Source organism: Micromonospora inyonensis (assembly GCF_900091415.1).
GTDB lineage: Bacteria > Actinomycetota > Actinomycetes > Mycobacteriales > Micromonosporaceae > Micromonospora > Micromonospora inyonensis.
Genome location: NZ_FMHU01000002.1, coordinates 596048 through 613082 on the forward strand (window position 1 = coordinate 596048; position 17035 = coordinate 613082).

Here is a 17035-nt window from a genome sequence, read left to right on the forward strand (position 1 = left end):
CGTGGTCACGTCGCGGGCCGCCCGTCCGGCGGGGCCTGCCCGGCCAGCGGTCCGATGCCGTAGTACCCGAGCAACCGGGCGGTGGCCCGGCTCAGTCGGGGCAGGTCGTCCAGCGGGTGCCAGGCGGCCTCGAAGACCTCCGCGCCGTCGACCACCAGTTCGGTCCGCGACGCCGGTACCTCCGCCTCGAAGACCACGTCCACCCAACCCAGGGCATGTACCACGGCGTTCGGTACGGCGGGGCGTAGCTGGTCGGGGGAGAGCCGGATTCCGGACTCCTCGGCCAGCTCGCGGGCCGCGCCCACCACCGGGGCCTCGCCCCGGCGCAGCAGCCCGGCGGGGAGGGTCCAGCTGTGGCCGGGAGGCTGGCGCAGCAGCAGGAGGCGACCCGCGCCGTCCGCCTCGGTGTCCCGGACCAGGGTGACCGCGCCGACGATGTACTTCGGCACGGCCAGCCGGACCAGCCGCCGGCGCAGGGACACCGGCAGGCGGTAGAAGGTCCGGTAGACGACGGCCCGAGCGACCGCACGGGAGCGGGGGATCATGACCCCAGGCTAGTGGCCGGAGCGGACCGACCGGGTCACCGGGGGAGCAGAAAGCCTACTGTCGGTGGTCGACCAGGTCGATGAGCTGCGTGACCACGGTGTCCGGGTCGAGCACCCGGTCGAAGACGGCGACCAGCATCGTCTCCAGGTCGGGGTAGCCCAGTTCCTCGGAGAGGCGTAGCAGCGGCAGGTCGCTGGCGAGGCCCCGGTCGTGTTTGCGCAACGCCAGCCCGATGGTGGCCCGGCCCAGGCGGACCTTGTCAGCGATCGAGATGCCCGGTTCGGTGTGCTCGGCGAACCACCGGTTGATCTGCATCTGGGCGTGTGGCGACTTGACGAAGTCCAGCCACTCGCGGCGGGGACCCCGGGGGGCGGCCAGTGCGTCGAAGGCGTTGTCGTCGGTCTCGGTGAAGATCTCCACCACGTCGCCCTCCTCGAGTTCGGAGGAGAGCGGCGCGAGTCGACCATTGATCTTGGCGGCGAGACATCGGTCGCCCCGCTCGGTGCTCAGCTCGTACGCCAGGTCGACCGGGGTGGCCCCAGCCGGCAGCACCACCTGTCGCCCCTCGGCGAAGACCTGGATCTGGGCTTCGGCGAGGTCGCACCGCAGCGTGTGGAGGAACTGGTTGGGGTCGGGGGCGTCCTGCTCCCAGTCCAGCACCCGACGTAGCCAGTCCAGTTGCCGGGCGCGTACCGCCGTCCCGTCGGTACGGGGAAAGCGGAAGTCGGCGGCGACGCCGTACTCGGCCAGGCGGTGCATCTCCTCGGTGCGGATCAGCACCTCGACCGTGCGGTCCTGCGGGCCGCACACGGTGGTGTGCAGCGACCGGTAGAGGTTGTTCTTCGGGGAGGCGATGAAGTCCTTGAACCGGCCCGGTACCGGCCGCCAGAGGCCGTGCACCGCGCCGAGCGCCGCGTAGCAGTCGGTGGCCGGGCCGTCCACCACGATCGCGATCCGGGGCAGGTCGAACGGGACGGTGTGGCCACGGGCCACGGTGTCCTTCCAGATCGAGTAGAGGTGGCGCGGGCGGGGGGCGACCGCGGCGTCCACCTTGCTGCGGCGCAGCGCCACCCGGGTCCGGGCGACCACCTCGCGCAGGTAGGCGTCCCAGCCCGGCCGGTCGTGCACGTGGCGTTGGATGCGGGTGTACTCCTCGGGCTGAAGGTGCAGCAGCACCACGTCGTCCAGCTCCCGTTTGAGGGCCTGGATGCCGAGCCGGTCGCAGAGCGGCACCAGCACGTCGAGGGTCTTGGTGGCGATCCGGTTGCGCGACGCCGCCGAGCGGACGCCGAGGGTGCGCATGTTGTGCAGCCGGTCGGCCAGCTTGATGATCAGCACCCGGACGTCCTTGCCGGCCGCGATGATCATCTTGCGGGTGGTCTCCGCCTCGGCGGCCTTGCCGTAGAACGCCTTGTCGAACTTCGTCACCCCGTCGACCAGGTGGGCCACCTCGGGACCGAAGTCCTCGGCGAGCGCCTGGAGCGTGTAGCGGGTGTCCTCCACGGTGTCGTGCAGCAGCGCGGCGACCAGCGTGGTGGTGTCCATGCCGAGGTCGGCGCAGATCTCCGCGACCGCCAACGGGTGGGTGATGTACGGCTCGCCACTCTTGCGGAACTGGCCGCGGTGCATGTTCTCCGCGATCGAGTACGCCTTGCGCAGCACCGCCGTGTCCGCGCCGGGGTGGATGCCACGGTGCGTCCGGACCAGCGGGTTGACCGGATCGTTGTCGGTGGTCGGCCAGGAGAGCAGGGATCGCAGTCGGCGGGCCAGCGGCAGTTCGCCGGCGGATGTGGGAAGGGCGCCCCCCAGGGCGGCGCCGTGTCCGGCGTCGACGTCCACCTGGGACACCTCCTCACCCCGGCCCCACGGCCGCCGGTGTCCGGCAACCGGGAGCAGGCCCACGAATCGGGCAGGACTGCACTTCTCTAACAGCCTATGTGAGGTGGCGTCATCCGATCGGTCAGTTGCTCATGGGCGTTCGGTCGATAGTTGGGCCGACACCGCCTGATCTGCCTTCTCCAGCAGGGCCCGGAACCGGGCCGCGCCGGCCACCGGAGAGGACCAACCGGCGGAGGACTCCACCAGCCTGGTCTCCGGTCGCTCCAACCAGGACAGAATGCGCTCGGTCTCCTCGGCGGTGGCCGCGGGGACCGGACCATGCCCGGGGGAGACCGTCTCGGCAGTGGCCCGGATCACCTGCAACGTCGGTCGCGGGTGGACACCGGGCGGGGAGACGCCGGCTCCGGCGAGCCGGCCGTGCCGTACCAGGGCCAGCTCCCAGCCGCCGCCGGGCGCGGGGTGGGCGGCGGCCAGCTCGGCGATCCGGGTCAGCCCGGCCAACCGCTGCATCCGTACGGTCGCCCGGAGTGCCGCCGCCAGCCGCGAGCGGACCACCGCCGCCTCCTCGTACCGCTGCGCCCCGGCGAGCGCCTCGATCCGGGCCAGCAGCGCGTCCACCACCGGCTGGGGGTCGGCGGCGGTGGCGGCGCGGAACGGCGCCGCCGCGCGGTGGTCGTACTCCTCGGGGGTGATCCGGTGCTCGCAGGGCGCCGGGCAGCGACCCAGCTCGGCCAGTGCGCAGGCCGGCGTCACCACGCGCAGCGAGAGGCGGTGGGTGCACTGGCGCAGCGGCAGCGCGTCGTGGAAGGCCGCCGCCGCCAGTTCCGCGGACCGGCGGGAGCCGAACGGCCCAAGGTACGCCTCGTCGGCCGGGCCGATCTCCCGGACCACCGACAGTCGCGGGTACGGCCCGCCGGTGAGCTTGAGCCACAGCATCCGCTCCGGGAACTTCGACCGCCGGTTGTACGGCGGAGCGTGTGCGGCGATCAGCCGCAGCTCGCGCACCTCGGCCTCCAGGGAGTGCGCGCACTCGATCGCCTCGACCCGTTCGGCGGCGCCGAGCATCTCCGACATCCGGGCCCGCTTCTCCGCGGCGGTGAAGTAGCTGCGCACCCGGGTCGCGATGTCGCCGGAGGTGCCGACGTAGAGGGGACGGTCGTCGGCGGCCCGGAAGATGTAGACCCCGGGGGCCTTGGGCAGCCCGTCGGCGAGGTAGCGCTTGCGGCGCTGGGTGGGGGTGACCGCCCGGGCGAACTCGATCGCCTCGCCCAGGGTGTGCACCCGGTGCCCGCCGAGCCGGCCGATCAGCCCGTGCAGCACGTCCACCGTCGCCCGGGCGTCGTCGAGCGCCCGGTGGGTGGGCTGGGTGGCGGTGCGGAAGTACGCGGCCAGCGTGCCCAGCTTCCGGTTGGGCACCTCGTCGCGGGTCAGCACCCGCCGGGCGAGCGCGGCCGTGTCGAGCACCCGGGGGTTGGGCCAGCGGTAGCCGTGCCTGGCGCAGGCGGCCTTGAGGAACCCGACGTCGTACGGGGCGTTGTGGGCCACCAGCACCGCGTCGGCGAGGAACTCCAGGAACGTCGGCAGCGCCGTCTCGATCGGGGGCGCCGGCAGCAGCATCGCCTCGGTGATGCCGGTGAGCACGGTGATGAACGCCGGGATCGGCTGACCGGGGTTCACCAGGGTGCCGAGCACGCCCAGTTCCTCGCCGCCGCGTACCTTCACCGCGCCGATCTCGGTGATCCCGCCGCCGTCCGGCGGGCCGCCGGTGGTCTCCAGGTCGACCACGACGAAGGTCACCGCGTGCAGGGGGAGCGCGGGATCCACCCCGTCGCCGGTCGGGCCCAGCCCGGCCAGCGTCTCCTGCACGTATTCCCCTGCGGTCACGGGCGGCACGCTAACGCCGGGGTGCGACACTCCCGCAACACGTGCCCCAGCCGTTACCACGCGACTAGGATGAGAGATCGGCTCACTCACCGGGCGGTGGGCCCGGTCGCGGTGGGAGACTTGCCACATGCCCCTCACCGAGCCGTACGACGACCCCACCCCCGACGCGGGGGCGGTCGGCACGGGGCTCGACGCCACCGCTGGTGGCGAGCACGAGGCTGCACCGGAGGTGGCGCCCGCGGAACCCGAGCCGGTGCTGCCCGAGCCGGTCCGGCAGCGGATCGTCACGCTCACTGCGGCGGTGCTGCCCGGCCTGCCCGTCGACGAGGTGCCCGTGCCGCTGCGCCGGGTGGCCAAGTTCGCCCCCAACCGGCGCGCCCGGCTCGGCGCGCCGGCCATCGCCGCCCAGCTCACCGCCGATCCGCTGTTCCGCCAGCGGGTCACCGCCCGGGTGCTGGCCGACGCCGGTGACCTCGGTGCCGCCGTCGTCGAGGGGACGGCCCCGGCCGCCGCCGACCCGGTCGAGGTGGCCGCGCTGGCGTATCTCGCCCGGCCGGTGGGCTGGCGCGACCTGGTCGACGCCAGCGGTGCGGCGGTGCGTGCCGAGGCGGACAGCGCGGTCGTCGCCGAGCTGGTCCGCGAGGCCGAACAGCGGGCCACCCGGGCCGAGCACGACCGGGCCGTGGCGCGGGTGGAGGCGGAGAAGCTCCGCGACGAGCTGGCCCGGGTCCGCGACGAGCTGGGGCAGCTCCGGGAGGAACACCGGGTGCTGGCCCGTACGTTGCGAGAGACCCAGACCCGGGAACGCCGGGCCAACGAACTGCTCGCCACCGAACGCGGCCGGGCCGCGCGGGCCGCCGCGGACGCCGACGCCGAGCTGCGCCGGGTCCGGAACCGGCTGGCCGAGGTGGAGGCCGCCGCCGGGGCCGCCCGGGCCAGCGCCAAGGAGGCCCGCTCGGTCGACGACGCGAAGCTCTGGCTGCTGCTGGAGACGATCGGCCAGGCGGCCCTCGGTCTGCGCCGGGAACTGGCCCTCGACCCGGTGGACCGGCTGCCCGCCGACTTCGTCGCCGACGCCTTCGCCGACCAACCGACCACCGCCCCGGCCAGCCCGTCCGCCCGCGCCCGGGACACCGACGACCCGGCCCGGCTGGACCAGCTGCTCGCCCTGCCCAAGGCGCACCTGGTGGTGGACGGCTACAACGTCACCAAGCGCGGCTTCGGCGAGATGTCCCTGGAACAGCAGCGCAAGCGCCTGATCACCGGTCTGGGCGGAATCGCCGCCCAGACCGGGGACGAGGTCACCGTGGTCTTCGACGGCGCGGAGCGGATGCACGGGCTGCCGCCGACACCGCGTGGCGTGCGGGTGCTCTTCTCCCGCAAGGGCGAGACCGCCGACGAGTTGATCCGCCGGCTGGTCCGGGCCGAGCCGCCGGGGCGTCCGGTCGTGGTGGTCTCCTCCGACCGGGAGGTCGCCGACGGCGTCCGCCGGCACGGCGCGTACCCCCTCGGCGCGGACGCGCTGCTGCGCCGACTGGCCCGCTCCTAAAGCGACGCGGCCCGGAACGGTCGTACCCCCGGCGTAGCGTCCAGGTGACCGACGGTGTCCGGGTCGCGTGTGGCCCTCCGGCCGCGTGGCGGGCCGGGTGCCGCACCGCATCGCTTCAGGAGGAAGCCATGCTCATCGACTGCGCCAGGTGCGAGATCCGGGGTCGCGGCTGTGCCGACTGCCTGGTCACCGTGCTGTTCGACATGCCGGAGCAGGTCGCCGGGCTCGGTGCCGCCGAGCAGCACGCGGTCGAGGTCTTCGCCCGCGCCGGCTTCGAGGTCGAGATCCTGCCCGCCACCGCCCCGGCCACGCCCGCCCGTCCGTTCCGCGCCGCGTAGCGCGGACCGACGGCGTCCGGGTCACTTTCCACCGGGAGCCGCACCCCCTCGGGCCGGGCCCTAGGATGGGCGGTCACGGCGAGAGGGAGACGGCATGGTTCGGGTACGCGGCCTCGGCGGGGCGCGCCGGTGAGCCCGCGTGGCTGGGCGGTGTTCACCCTGGCCGTCCTGGTCACCGCCGGCCTGCTCACCGTGGCGCTGCTCGTCCCGGGAAGTCGTCCGCCCGCACCCCGCGCCGACCAGCTCGCCGCCCTGCGGGAGCTGCCCGTCGAGCAGGTGGAGCGGGCCCGTGAGTTCCGTGCCGCGCTGCGCCCCGGCAGCTGGGCGGCGCTGGCCGTCGGGTTGCTGGTGGCGCTCCTGCTCGGGCTCACCCCGCTGGGCGCGCGCCTGGTCGAACTGGCCGGGCGTCCCTTCGGCGGGCACTGGACCGCCCAGGCGCTGGCCGGCGGGCTCGCCGTGGTGCTCCTCGCCGACCTGGTCACCCTTCCGTTCGCCGCCTGGCGGCAGGCGGTCCTCACCCGGTACGGGATGAGCACCAACGGCTGGGGCGGCTGGACGGTCGACCTGCTCAAGTCGTACGCGCTCAGCGCGGTCGTCGGGGCGGTCGCGCTGCTCGGGTTCTACACCGTGCTCCGGCTCGCCCCGCGCTGGTGGTGGGCGTTCGGGGCGGCGGGCGCGGCCGGGCTGGTGCTCCTCCTCTCCTTCGTGCTGCCGGTGCTGGTCGAACCGGTCTTCAACCGGTTCACCCCGATGGAACCCGGCCCGCTGCGGACCGAGGTGATGGACCTGGCCGCCCGGGACGGCGTGCCGGTCCGTGACGTGCTGGTCGCCGACGCCTCCCGCCGCACCCGCGCCGTCAACGCCTACGTCTCCGGCTTCGGCCCGACGCGCCGGATCGTCGTCTACGACACCCTGCTGCGGGAGGCGACGCCGCAGGAGGTGACGAGCGTGGTCGCCCACGAACTGGCCCACGCGAAGCACCGGGACGTGCTGGTCGGCACGGTGACCGGCGCGCTCGGCGCGGCGGCGGCGGTGATCGCCCTCTACCTGCTCGGCTCGTGGGGCGGGCTGTTGCGCCTGGCCGGGGTCGACTCGATCCGCGACCCCCGGGCGTTCGGCCTGCTGGTCGCCCTGGTCGCCCTGGTCGGGGTGGTGAGCACCCCGGTCCAGGCGATGCTGTCCCGCCGGGTGGAGGCCCGGGCCGACGCGCACGCGATGGCGCTCACCGGCGACCCGGCGACGTTCGAGGCGATGCAGCGGCGGCTGGCCGGGGCGAACCTCGCCGACCCCGACCCGCCCCGCTGGGAGTACCTCTACTCGGCGTCGCACCCGTCCACCGTGGAGCGGATGGCCGCCGCCCGCGCACACGCCAGGGAGACCGGCCGGTGAGCCGTACGCTGCTGATCACGAACGACTTCCCGCCCCGCCCCGGGGGCATCCAGTCCTTCGTCCACAACCTGGCCTTGCACCAGCCCGCTGGATCGGTGGTGGTCTACGCGTCGACCTGGCCCGACGCCGGGAAGTTCGATGCCGACCAGCCGTTCGAGGTCGTCCGGGAGCGCACCCGCGTGCTGCTGCCCACGCCGCTGGTCGCCCGCCGCGCCGCCGCGCTGGCCCGGCGGTACGACTGCGACACCGTCTGGTTCGGGGCGGCGGCCCCGCTCGGGCTGCTCGCCCCGGGGCTGAGCCGTCGGGCCGGGATCCGCCGGGTGGTGGCGCTGACCCACGGGCACGAGGTCGGCTGGGCGGCGCTGCCGGTCGCCCGGACGGCCCTGCGGCGTATCGGCCGGAGCGCGGACGTCGTCACCTACCTCGGCGACTACACCCGGGTACGCCTCGAACGGGTCCTGCACGGGCTCACCGACCTGCGGCGGCTGGCGCCGGGGGTGGACGTGGAGGCGTACCACCCGGACGTGGACGGGGAGGCGGTCCGGGCCCGGCTGGGGCTGACCGACCGGCCGGTGGTGGTCTGCGTCTCCCGACTGGTGGCGCGCAAGGGACAGGACACCCTCATCTGGGCCCTGCCCCAGATCCGTCGCCGGGTGCCCGACGCGGCGCTGCTGGTGGTCGGGGGCGGACCGTACCGGGGGACCCTGGAGAAGCTCGCCCGGCAGACCGGGGTGGAACGGGACGTGGTCTTCACCGGCACCGTTCCCGCCGCCGAGCTGCCGGCCCACTACGCCGCCGGTGACGTGTACGCGATGCCCTGCCGTACCCGCAACCGGGGGCTGGACGTGGAGGGCCTGGGCATCGTCTATCTGGAGGCGTCCGCCACCGGCCTGCCCGTGGTGGCCGGGGACTCCGGCGGCGCGCCGGACGCCGTCCGGGAGGGCGAGACCGGGTACGTCGTACCCGGCCGGGACGTGGCGCAGCTCGCCGACCGGGTGGCGACCCTGCTCGCCGACCGGGACCTGGCCCGTCAGCTCGGTGCGGCGGGGCGGGCCTGGGTGGAGCGGGAGTGGCGTTGGGAGACCCAGGCCGAGCGGCTGGCCGCCCTCCTCGCCGGCTGATCCCGCCGGGGTCGCCTAGCGGGGTGCGGCGATGACGGTGGGCGCGACCTGACGTTCGCGGTGCAGCAGGTCGAGGATCTGCCCGGCCGGACCGGGCCGGCCGAAGTGCCAGCCCTGGGCCGCGTCGCACCCGATCGCCCGCAGCCGTTCGGCCTGCGCGGCCGTCTCCACCCCCTCGGCGGTGACGGTGAGGTCCAGCGCGTGCGCCAGCGCCACCAGGGAGGCGAGGATCCGCTCGTCGGTGTGGCTGGCCGGGGCGACCGGGGTGTCCCGCAGCCCGGCGACGAAGTTCCCGGCGATCTTCAGCTCGGTCACCGGCAGGTCGCGCAGGTACGCCAGGTTGGAGTAGCCGGTGCCGAAGTCGTCGATGGCGATCCGGACGCCGGCGTCGGCGAGCGTCCGCAGCGCGTGCACCGGTTCCCCGGTGGTGCTCATCATGGCGCTCTCGGTGATCTCCAACTGGAGTCGCTCCGGCGGCAGGCCGGTCTCCTCCAGCAGGTCGCGCACCTGCCGTACCAGGCCCGGACCGTGCACCTGCCGGACCGCCAGGTTGACGCTGACGAACGGCGCGCGCGGCCGCCCGCCCGCTGGCCAGCCCTCCGCCTCGCGGGCCGCGTCGGCGAGCACCCAGCCGCCGAGCGGGACGATCAGGCCGGTCTCCTCGGCCAGCCCGATGAAGCGGTCCGGCCGCAGTTCGCCCAGCTCGGGGTGATGCCACCGGACGAGCGCCTCGGCCCCGACCACGGTGCCGTCGTGCAGCGAGGTCAGGGGCTGGTAGTCCAGGTAGAACTCGCCCCGCTCCAGCGCGGTCGGGATGGCGGCGGAGAGCGCGTACCGGGCCAGCTCCTGACGGTTGCGGTCGACGTCGAAGAGTTCCCAGCGACCCCCGCCGGCTCCCTTCGCCCAGTGCAGCGTGCTGTCGGCGGCCCGCATCAGGTCGCTCGGGGTGGTGCCGGCCACCGGACGCTCGACGATGCCGATGCTGGCCGAGATGGTCAGCTCGTGTCCGTCCACCAGGGCGGGGCGGTTGATCCCGCGCAGCGCCGCCTCGGCGACCCGGACCACGTCCTCGGTGCCGGTGGTCCGCTCGACGAGGATCACGAACTCGTCACCACCGAGCCGGGCCACCAGGTGGTCACCGACCGCCTCGCGCAGTCGCCGGCCCACCGAGACCAGCAGCGAGTCGCCAACCTGGTGGCCGAGCGTGTCGTTGACGACCTTGAAACGGTCCAGGTCGAGGAAGCAGAGCCCGACCCGCTGGCCGTCGCGCTCAGGCCGGCTGATCGCCGTCGCCAGGCGCTCGGTGAACAGGGTGCGGTTCGGCAGGCCGGTCAGCGGGTCGTGGGTGGCCTGGTGCCGGAACCGCGCCTCGCTCTCCCGGAGCGCCCGCTCGGCCTCCGCGCGGGCCACCATGGCGGCCCGGCGAAGCGACTCCTGGGCGTCGAGTGTCCGGTCCCGCAGGGCGCGGGCGTACCCGGTGGCGACGGTCGCCAGCAGCCGGGCCAGCCGGTTCTCGGCGTCGTCGGCGACCAGCCCGAGGTCGTGCAGCAGCCGGAGCTGCATGACCTCGATGGTCCGACCGAGCCCTTCGGCCGAGGCGACGTGCGCGGTCACCAGGTCGACCCCCACCTGGTGGCCGACGCGGGGATCGAAGGGCTCGGCGCGCAGCGCGGCGGCGAGCCGCTCGGTGAGCCGCTGGAGGAAGACCTCCAGCTGCTCCTGCGTCATCGGCAGGTAGCTCGTGCCGGAGACCGCCCTGGCCCAGGCCCGGGCGAAGGAACCGGGACAGGGGTCGGATCCCGCCTCCGGGGCCGGCTCACCCACCGAGCCGCCCCACCCCGCCCAGGAAGCCCGACCGGGCGGCGTCCTCGGCGTGCTCGGGGAACTCCGGCCGCCACGCCGGCACCCACACCAGGCCCGGTTCGACCAGCTCGAACCCGTCGAAGAACCCGGTCAGCTCGGCGCGGTCGCGGAGGATGAGCGGGTTGTCGGTGTTGCGGTAGACCCGCTCCGCGTCGGCCCGGGCGTCGCCGTACTGGCCGACGTCACTGGCCTGGGAGAGGACCAGGTAGCTGCCCGGGACGAGGGCGTCCCGGAGGGTACGCAGGATCTCCGCCGGCCGGTCGTCGTCCGCGACGAAGTGCAGCACGGCGACGATCATCAGGGCGACCGGTTCGGAGAGGTCGAGCAGGGCGTGCAGGTCGGGATGGTCCAGGATCCGCTCCGGTCGGCGCAGGTCCTCCTGGAACACGACGGCCCGGTCGTTGCGGGCGAGGATCTCCCGGCTGTGGGCGACCGCCACCGGGTCGACGTCGACGTAGACCACCCGGGAGTCCGGCGCGACCCGCTGGGCGACCTCGTGCACGTTGCCGACGGTCGGGATGCCCGACCCGATGTCGAGGAACTGCCGTACGCCCGACTCGGCCAGGAAGTGCACGGCCCGCCGCAGGAACGCCCGATTGGCCTGGGCCATCAGCGGAGCCTCCGCGACGGCGGCCATCATCGCCCCGGCGGCGGCCCGGTCGGCGGCGAAGTTGTGCGACCCGCCGAGGTAGTAGTCGTACATGCGGGCCACGCTGGGGCGTTCGACGTCGATGGTGTCGGGTGCCCAGTCCGGCCGCATTGCCATACCCCTTTTGACACGTACACGACAACGGTCGCCCCCGTGGGCCACCCGGGTATTCTGCCCGTTCACCGCCCGAGTGACCAGACTGCGGCAAATCGGGTTCATGTTGGCCGCGCCGGAAAGTCACCGGGAGGCCCGCGTCCACCACCTCGGGTGGACGTGGACCTCCCGGTCGACCAGTGGCCTTTAGAACTTGGGCGCGTCCGGAGCCTCCAGCAGACCCAGCCGCAGGGCGGTCATCAGGGCCTGGGCGCGGTTGGCGGCACCGAGCTTCTCGTAGAGCTTCGAGATGTGCGTCTTCGCCGTGGACTCGCTGACGAAGAGCTGCTTGGCGATGCCGGCGACGCTCATCCCGTCGGCCAGGAGCCGGAGCACCTGACCCTCCCGGGGCGAGAGCTGCGGACCGGACGGGGCGAGCCGGCGCTTCATCGCCTCGGCGAGGTCGGCGGCGGTGAAGGCACTGGGGGAGGAGGCGGCGTGCCGGGCGGCGGCCACCACCTCGTCGGCCGGCGCGGTCTTCGGCACGAACGCGCTCGCCCCGGCCTCCAGGGCCCCGAAGAGCTGGTCGTCACCGGCGTACATGGTGAGCACCACGATGCCCATCGTCGCGTTGGACTTGCGCAGTGCCCGGGTCGCCTCCAGACCACTCCCGTCGGGCAGGCGCAGATCCATGATCACCACGTCGGGCTGGAGCGCACCGGCCTGCCGGACCCCCTCGGCGGCGGTGGCGGCCTCACCGACGACCTCGAACTGCCGGTCCCGCTCGAAGGCGTGCCGCAGGCCCTTGCGGATCAGGTCATGATCGTCCACAAGGAGGACCTTGGTACGGGTGGCCGGAATCGGACTGGTGGTCATCCTCGGGTTACTCCCCTTCTCCTGCGGTCGCGCTACCGCGCACGTTATCGCGTCGGGGCGAGGTGCCGAGAACCACCGCCACCGTCGTGCCACTGGGCTGGCGCGGCCGGATCTCCAACCGGCCCCGGATACGTTCCGCCCTCTCCGCCATGATCGCAAGGCCGTACCGCCCGTCCGGGCGCTGGTCGGCGATCCCCTGACCGTCATCCGACACTTCGATCTGCGCGTACGGGGGATCCACCTCACACGTGACCCAGAGGTTGGCGGCTCCGGCGTGCTTACCGGCGTTGGTCACCGCCTCCTGGGCGATGCGCAACAGTTCGGCCTCGGTGGCGGCGGGCAGCCGGGCGGTCGACTCGTCCAGCGAGAGGTGCACCCGCAGCCCGCCGGAGGCACCGACGGTACGGGCGTACTCGGCGATCGCCGCGGCCAGCCCGCCGTGCCGGTCCACCTCGCTGCGCAGCTCGAACAAGCTCAGCCGCAGCTCCTGGATCACCCGGGTCACCTCACCGCGCAGCGTGCGCAGGCTCTCGGCGGTCTCCTCGGTGTCGTCGTGCACGGTGGCCAGGGCGTTGTCGATGCCGTAGCCGACCATCACCAGTTCCTGGGCGACCCCGTCGTGGATCTCCCGGGCGAGGCGTTGCCGTTCCTCGTTGGTGGCCAGCGAGCGCACCTCGTCGAAGAGCAGCGCCGCCTCCAGCCGCAGCGCCGCCGGGCGGGTCAGCGCGGTCACCCGGTCCACCACCGGGGCCGGGTACGCCTGCGCCACGTCCGCCTCCAGGGCCACCAGCCCGACCGTCCGGACCCCGGCGACCAGCGGCACGATCAACGCGGAGACGTCCCCGCCCCGGTGTGACCGGGACTGCGACCGGTTGGCGGTCTGTGGCTGCTGGCTGGCCCAGGCGTCGGCGATCGCCGAGTCGGCGTCGAGCGTGGTCTCCCAGTCCACCCGCTCCACGCCCACCTGGGCGAGCACCACCAGCCGGCCACCGCCGCTGGCGGAGAGCACCGCGGCCCGGTCGGCGCGGGTCATCGTGCGCAGATCCTCCAGCAGGTGCTCGGAGATGCCCCCCGGGTCCAGGGTGGCGCCGGGGAGCTGCCGGGCGACGCTGCGCAGCTGGGTCAGCAGCCGGGTCGCCTCGGCGTACGGCTGGGGCTGGGGTTTGACCTGGGTGCGGACGGCCATCACCCGGTGCAGGGTGCTGGCCGCGTAGAGCCCGAGCCCGGCCAGGATCAGCCACTGCGCGCAGACCACCAGATAGCCGAGCTGGCCGAGTTGACGTTCCCCGCCGACCTCGGTCAGCGCCCCGCTGACCACCAGCGTGGCCGCGGTGACCCCGAGCAGCGCCGCACCCTCGCGGAACTGGCGGCGCAGCGCGGTCACGGTGACCGGTACGGCCAGGTAGGGCAGCACCGCCGAGGCGCCGAGCCCGCCGATCGGACCGTTGACGGTGTCGGCCGCGGCGACCTGACTGGCGGCCAGCCCCAGCACCACCACCTCGGCGGCGCGGCTGAGCAGGCCGAGCCGCCGGTCGCCCGGAGCGAGCAGGGCCGGCACACCGGCCAGGGCGAGCAGGGCGATCCACCAGAGCTGGTCGACCTCCCGGGTACGGACCAGGGTGAGGACGGCGACCAGCGCGAGCATGACCACGCGGGCGGTAATGGCCAGCGGGTGCGGCTGGAGCCGGGTGGCTGTGGAGGCGGACACGTGGCGGATCGTAGTCAGCGGGCGTAGATGTCGGCGATGTCGGCCGCGTACGTCTCGTGCACGACGTTCCGCTTCACCTTCAGCGACGGGGTCAGCTCCCCGGTGGCCTCGCTGAAGTCGCGCGGCAGGATCCGGAACACCTTGATCGCCTCGGCCTTCGACACGGTCTGGTTGGCCGCGTCGACCGCGCCCTGGATCTCGGCGCGCAGCGCCTCGTGCCCCCGCAGTTCGTCGACGGTCGCGGTGGCCGGCAGGCCGGCCGCCTCGCGCCACTTCGGCAGCGCCTCCTCGTCGAGGGTGACCAGCGCGGCGATGAACGGTTGCCGGTCGCCGACCACCACGCACTGGCTGACCAGTGGATGCGCGCGCACCTGGTCCTCCAGGACGGCGGGGGCGACGTTCTTGCCGCCGGCGGTCACGATGATCTCCTTCTTGCGACCGGTGATGGTGAGGTACCCGTCGGCGTCGAGTCGGCCCAGGTCGCCGCTGCGGAACCAGCCGTCGACGAGCACCTCGGCGGTCGCCGCCTCGTTGCGCCAGTACCCCTGGAACACCAGGTCACCGGCGATGAGGATCTCGCCGTCGTCGGCGATGCGGACGGTGACCCCGGGCAGCGGCCGTCCGACCGAGCCGATCCGGGTGGCGTCGGGCAGGTTGGCGGCGGCGGCTGGGGAGGTCTCGGTGAGGCCGTAGCCCTCGAGGATCGTCACCCCGACGCCCCGGAAGAAGTGCCCGAGGCGGGCGCCGAGCGGAGCGCCGCCGGAGATGGCGTCCCGGCAGCGCCCGCCGAGCGCGGCGCGCAGCTTCCGGTAGACCAGCCGGTCGAAGAGCGCGTGCTGTACCCGCAGCCGCAGCCCGGGCCCGCCGGGGCGGTCCTGCGCCTCGCTCCAGGCGATCGCCACCGCCTCGGCCCGGTCGAAGATGCCGCCCTTCCCCTCGGCCTGGGCCTTCTGCCGGGCCCCGTTGTAGACCTTCTCGAAGACGCGGGGCACCGAGAGCACGAAGGTCGGGCGGAACTCCTGCAACTCCGCGACCAGGTTGGTGGTCGCGGCGCAGTGCGCCATGGTGGCCCGGGCGTGCACCATGCCGATCTGGACGAGCCGGGCGAAGGCGTGCGCCAGGGGGAGGAAGAGCAGGGTCGACGCGCCGGCGTTGAACAGGTTCGGCAGCACCGGCACCGCGTTGGCGATGTCGGCGTACATGTTGCGGTGGGTGAGCACACAGCCCTTGGGTCGGCCGGTGGTGCCGCTGGTGTAGATGATGGTGGCGACGTCGTCGGCGCGGACCTCCTTGCGGAGCCGCTCGATCTCCCGGGGGTCGACCGGGGCGCCCAGGGTGACCAGCTCATCCACCGCGCCGAGGTCGATCTGCCAGACCCGGTCCAGCTCGGGGAGCCGGTCGGCGACCCCGGCGACCAGGGTGGCGTGCGCGGTGGTCTCCACCACGCAGGCGACCGCGCCGGAGTCGGCCAGGATCCAGGCGGCCTGCTCGGGGCTGGAGGTCTCGTAGATCGGCACGGTCACCGCGCCGGCCGCCCAGATGGCGTAGTCCAGCAGGGTCCACTCGTACCGGGTGCGGCTCATCAGCCCGACCCGGGAACCCCGGGTGATGCCGGCCGCGACCAGGCCCCGGGCGACCGCGACCACCTCGTCGCGGAACTGCCGGCAGGTCACGTCCGTCCAGGCCCGGCCCGTCCCGTCGGCGGTCGGCACCCGGCGCGCGAACTGCACCGCGTCCGGGGCGGCGTCGGCGTTCGCCCAGACCGGATCGGTGAGGTTGGCCGCGTCGCCGACGGTGACGACCGGCGGAACGGAGAACTCGCGCACCTGCACTCCTCGTGCTCGCAACGGTGGGGCCGGCGCAGATGGACGGCCTCGTCGAAACCTACCCGCATCCCCCGGCCACCCGGTGGACCGGGTTCGCGGGGGTGGACCGGGGCGGGATCGGGCCCGGCCGGGTAGCCTCCCCCCATGGCGGACTCCTCCACCCAGTCGATCACCATCGACGCGCCCCCGGACCGGGTGGTCGCGGTCATCTGCGACTTCGCCCGCTACCCCGAGTGGACCGAGGCGGTGCGCCGGGCCGAGGTGGTCGAGGAGTACGAGGACGGCTACGCCAGCCAGGTCCGGTTCACCATCGACGCCCAGGTGATGGCCGACGAGTACGTGCTGGCCTACGAGTACGCCGAGGACCTCTCCCGGATCGAGTGGCACCTGGTGGCCCCGTCCCGGATGCAGCGCGCCCAGCGTGGCTCGTACGACGTGATCGGCAACCCCGACGGCACCTCCACGGTGACCTACACCCTGGAGGTGGAGCTCTCGGTGGGCATGCTCGGGATGTTCCGGCGCAAGGCCGAGAAAATGATCATGGACACGGCGTTGAAGCAGTTGAAGCACCGGGTAGAAGCACCCGGTGCGACCCGCTGATCCGACCGGCGCGGTGTCGCCGGGGTAGAGGAGCCGAACATGGGAGGCACCGATCCGGGTTCGGCCCGGGAAGAGGCGGAGCGGTTGGTCGCCACCGTGCTGGCCGCCGCGCGCCTCACGGCGGCCGGCACGTCGACCGGGTCGTGGGGTCCGCTCGGTGGGATGCTCGCCGGTGTCCTCGGTCACAGTGGGCGAGCCGGGGCCGGTGGCGCTCCGGGCGGTGCCACCGGGGCCGGCGCTCCGCACGGCTTCGCCACCGGTGGGGCTGAATGCGACGTCTGTCCGGTCTGTCGCGCGATGCGCGCCCTGCGCGACCCCAGTCCTGAGTTCGCCGAGCGCCTGGCCACCGGCGCGGGTGACCTGGCCGCCGGTGTGGCGAGCCTGCTCCGGGCGTTCGCTACCGAGGCGTCGGCGACCACCACCCCCGAGCCGGGCCCGGTCGCCGATGATCAGGTGTGGCGCGAGGCCACCCGTACCGGGCATGATTCCCAACCGGCGCCCGCGCGGGACGTCTGGTCCGCCGCGACCCGCGCGGAGGACGGGGCGAGCCCGTCCGTCGCCGAACCGCCCGTCGACGCCGCCGGGCCGGCCGGGGTCGACCCGGCGTCAGCCCCGGCAGGGCGTCCCGTGGTGCCCGCGTCGCGCGCACCCGAAGGCGTGGACGGGGCTCCACCAGGCGACGGGGCCTGACCCACGACATCCCGCCACCGGCCACCGGCCGGTGGTCCGGGCAGCACAGCAGAGGGGAGTGGCG

14 protein-coding genes are annotated in these 17035 nt (G+C 74.0%); 6 read left to right on the forward strand and 8 right to left on the reverse strand.

Annotated elements, in window-relative coordinates:
- Positions 1-5: 5 nt before the first annotated feature.
- The 3 genes from GA0074694_RS17635 to GA0074694_RS17645 form a co-directional block, all read right to left on the reverse strand.
- A complete protein-coding gene (locus GA0074694_RS17635) occupies positions 6-545 on the reverse strand; it encodes an NUDIX hydrolase (protein WP_091459752.1) in 540 nt (179 codons plus the stop codon).
- 55 nt (positions 546-600) lie between these two features.
- Positions 601-2385 carry a RelA/SpoT family protein gene (locus GA0074694_RS17640; protein WP_091463348.1) on the reverse strand — a complete coding sequence of 595 codons (1785 nt, stop codon included), beginning with the start codon at positions 2383-2385 and terminating at the stop codon, positions 601-603.
- Positions 2386-2514: 129 nt separating this feature from the next.
- Positions 2515-4269, reverse strand: coding sequence for a DEDD exonuclease domain-containing protein (locus GA0074694_RS17645; RefSeq protein ID WP_091463349.1), 1755 nt, complete (start codon positions 4267-4269; stop codon positions 2515-2517).
- A gap of 127 nt (positions 4270-4396) precedes the next feature.
- Between GA0074694_RS17645 and GA0074694_RS17650 the strand changes: the two genes are divergently transcribed.
- The 4 genes from GA0074694_RS17650 (at position 4397) to GA0074694_RS17665 (ending at position 8666) form a co-directional block, all read left to right on the forward strand.
- A complete protein-coding gene (locus GA0074694_RS17650) occupies positions 4397-5818 on the forward strand; it encodes an NYN domain-containing protein (protein ID WP_091459755.1) in 1422 nt (473 codons plus the stop codon).
- A gap of 128 nt (positions 5819-5946) precedes the next feature.
- On the forward strand, positions 5947-6156 hold the full coding sequence (locus GA0074694_RS17655) for a hypothetical protein (protein WP_091459757.1): 210 nt from the start codon (positions 5947-5949) through the stop codon (positions 6154-6156).
- 129 nt (positions 6157-6285) lie between these two features.
- Positions 6286-7545, forward strand: coding sequence for a M48 family metallopeptidase (locus tag GA0074694_RS17660; RefSeq protein ID WP_091459759.1), 1260 nt, complete (start codon positions 6286-6288; stop codon positions 7543-7545).
- Positions 7542-8666, forward strand: coding sequence for a glycosyltransferase family 4 protein (locus GA0074694_RS17665; protein WP_091459762.1), 1125 nt, complete (start codon positions 7542-7544; stop codon positions 8664-8666). Before GA0074694_RS17660 ends, GA0074694_RS17665 begins: the two co-directional genes overlap by 4 nt.
- 15 nt (positions 8667-8681) lie before the next feature.
- Here the strand turns inward: GA0074694_RS17665 and GA0074694_RS17670 are convergent, their stop codons facing one another.
- The 5 genes from GA0074694_RS17670 to GA0074694_RS17690 all read right to left on the reverse strand — a co-directional run bounded on the left by GA0074694_RS17670 (position 8682) and on the right by GA0074694_RS17690 (position 15681).
- The gene (locus tag GA0074694_RS17670) at positions 8682-10394 is read right to left on the reverse strand and encodes a putative bifunctional diguanylate cyclase/phosphodiesterase (protein WP_091463350.1); all 1713 of its coding nucleotides are present in this window, start codon (positions 10392-10394) and stop codon (positions 8682-8684) included.
- An 88-nt stretch (positions 10395-10482) separates the two neighbouring features.
- A complete protein-coding gene (locus GA0074694_RS17675; RefSeq protein WP_091459764.1) occupies positions 10483-11289 on the reverse strand; it encodes an SAM-dependent methyltransferase in 807 nt (268 codons plus the stop codon).
- Positions 11290-11478: 189 nt separating this feature from the next.
- Positions 11479-12147, reverse strand: a complete 669-nt coding sequence (locus GA0074694_RS17680) for a response regulator transcription factor (RefSeq protein WP_091459766.1) — start codon at positions 12145-12147, stop codon at positions 11479-11481.
- Positions 12148-12154: 7 nt separating this feature from the next.
- The gene (locus GA0074694_RS17685) at positions 12155-13792 is read right to left on the reverse strand and encodes a sensor histidine kinase (RefSeq protein WP_425413660.1); all 1638 of its coding nucleotides are present in this window, start codon (positions 13790-13792) and stop codon (positions 12155-12157) included.
- 77 nt (positions 13793-13869) lie between these two features.
- Positions 13870-15681: an AMP-dependent synthetase/ligase gene (locus tag GA0074694_RS17690; protein WP_091463352.1), complete on the reverse strand. Its 1812-nt coding sequence runs from the start codon at positions 15679-15681 to the stop codon at positions 13870-13872.
- A gap of 144 nt (positions 15682-15825) precedes the next feature.
- On the opposite strand from GA0074694_RS17690, the gene GA0074694_RS17695 reads away from it, so the two are divergent.
- Positions 15826-16281 carry an SRPBCC family protein gene (locus GA0074694_RS17695; RefSeq protein ID WP_091459768.1) on the forward strand — a complete coding sequence of 152 codons (456 nt, stop codon included), beginning with the start codon at positions 15826-15828 and terminating at the stop codon, positions 16279-16281.
- A 39-nt stretch (positions 16282-16320) separates the two neighbouring features.
- A complete protein-coding gene (locus tag GA0074694_RS17700; RefSeq protein ID WP_091459770.1) occupies positions 16321-16971 on the forward strand; it encodes a hypothetical protein in 651 nt (216 codons plus the stop codon).
- The last annotated feature ends 64 nt before the right edge of the window (positions 16972-17035 follow it).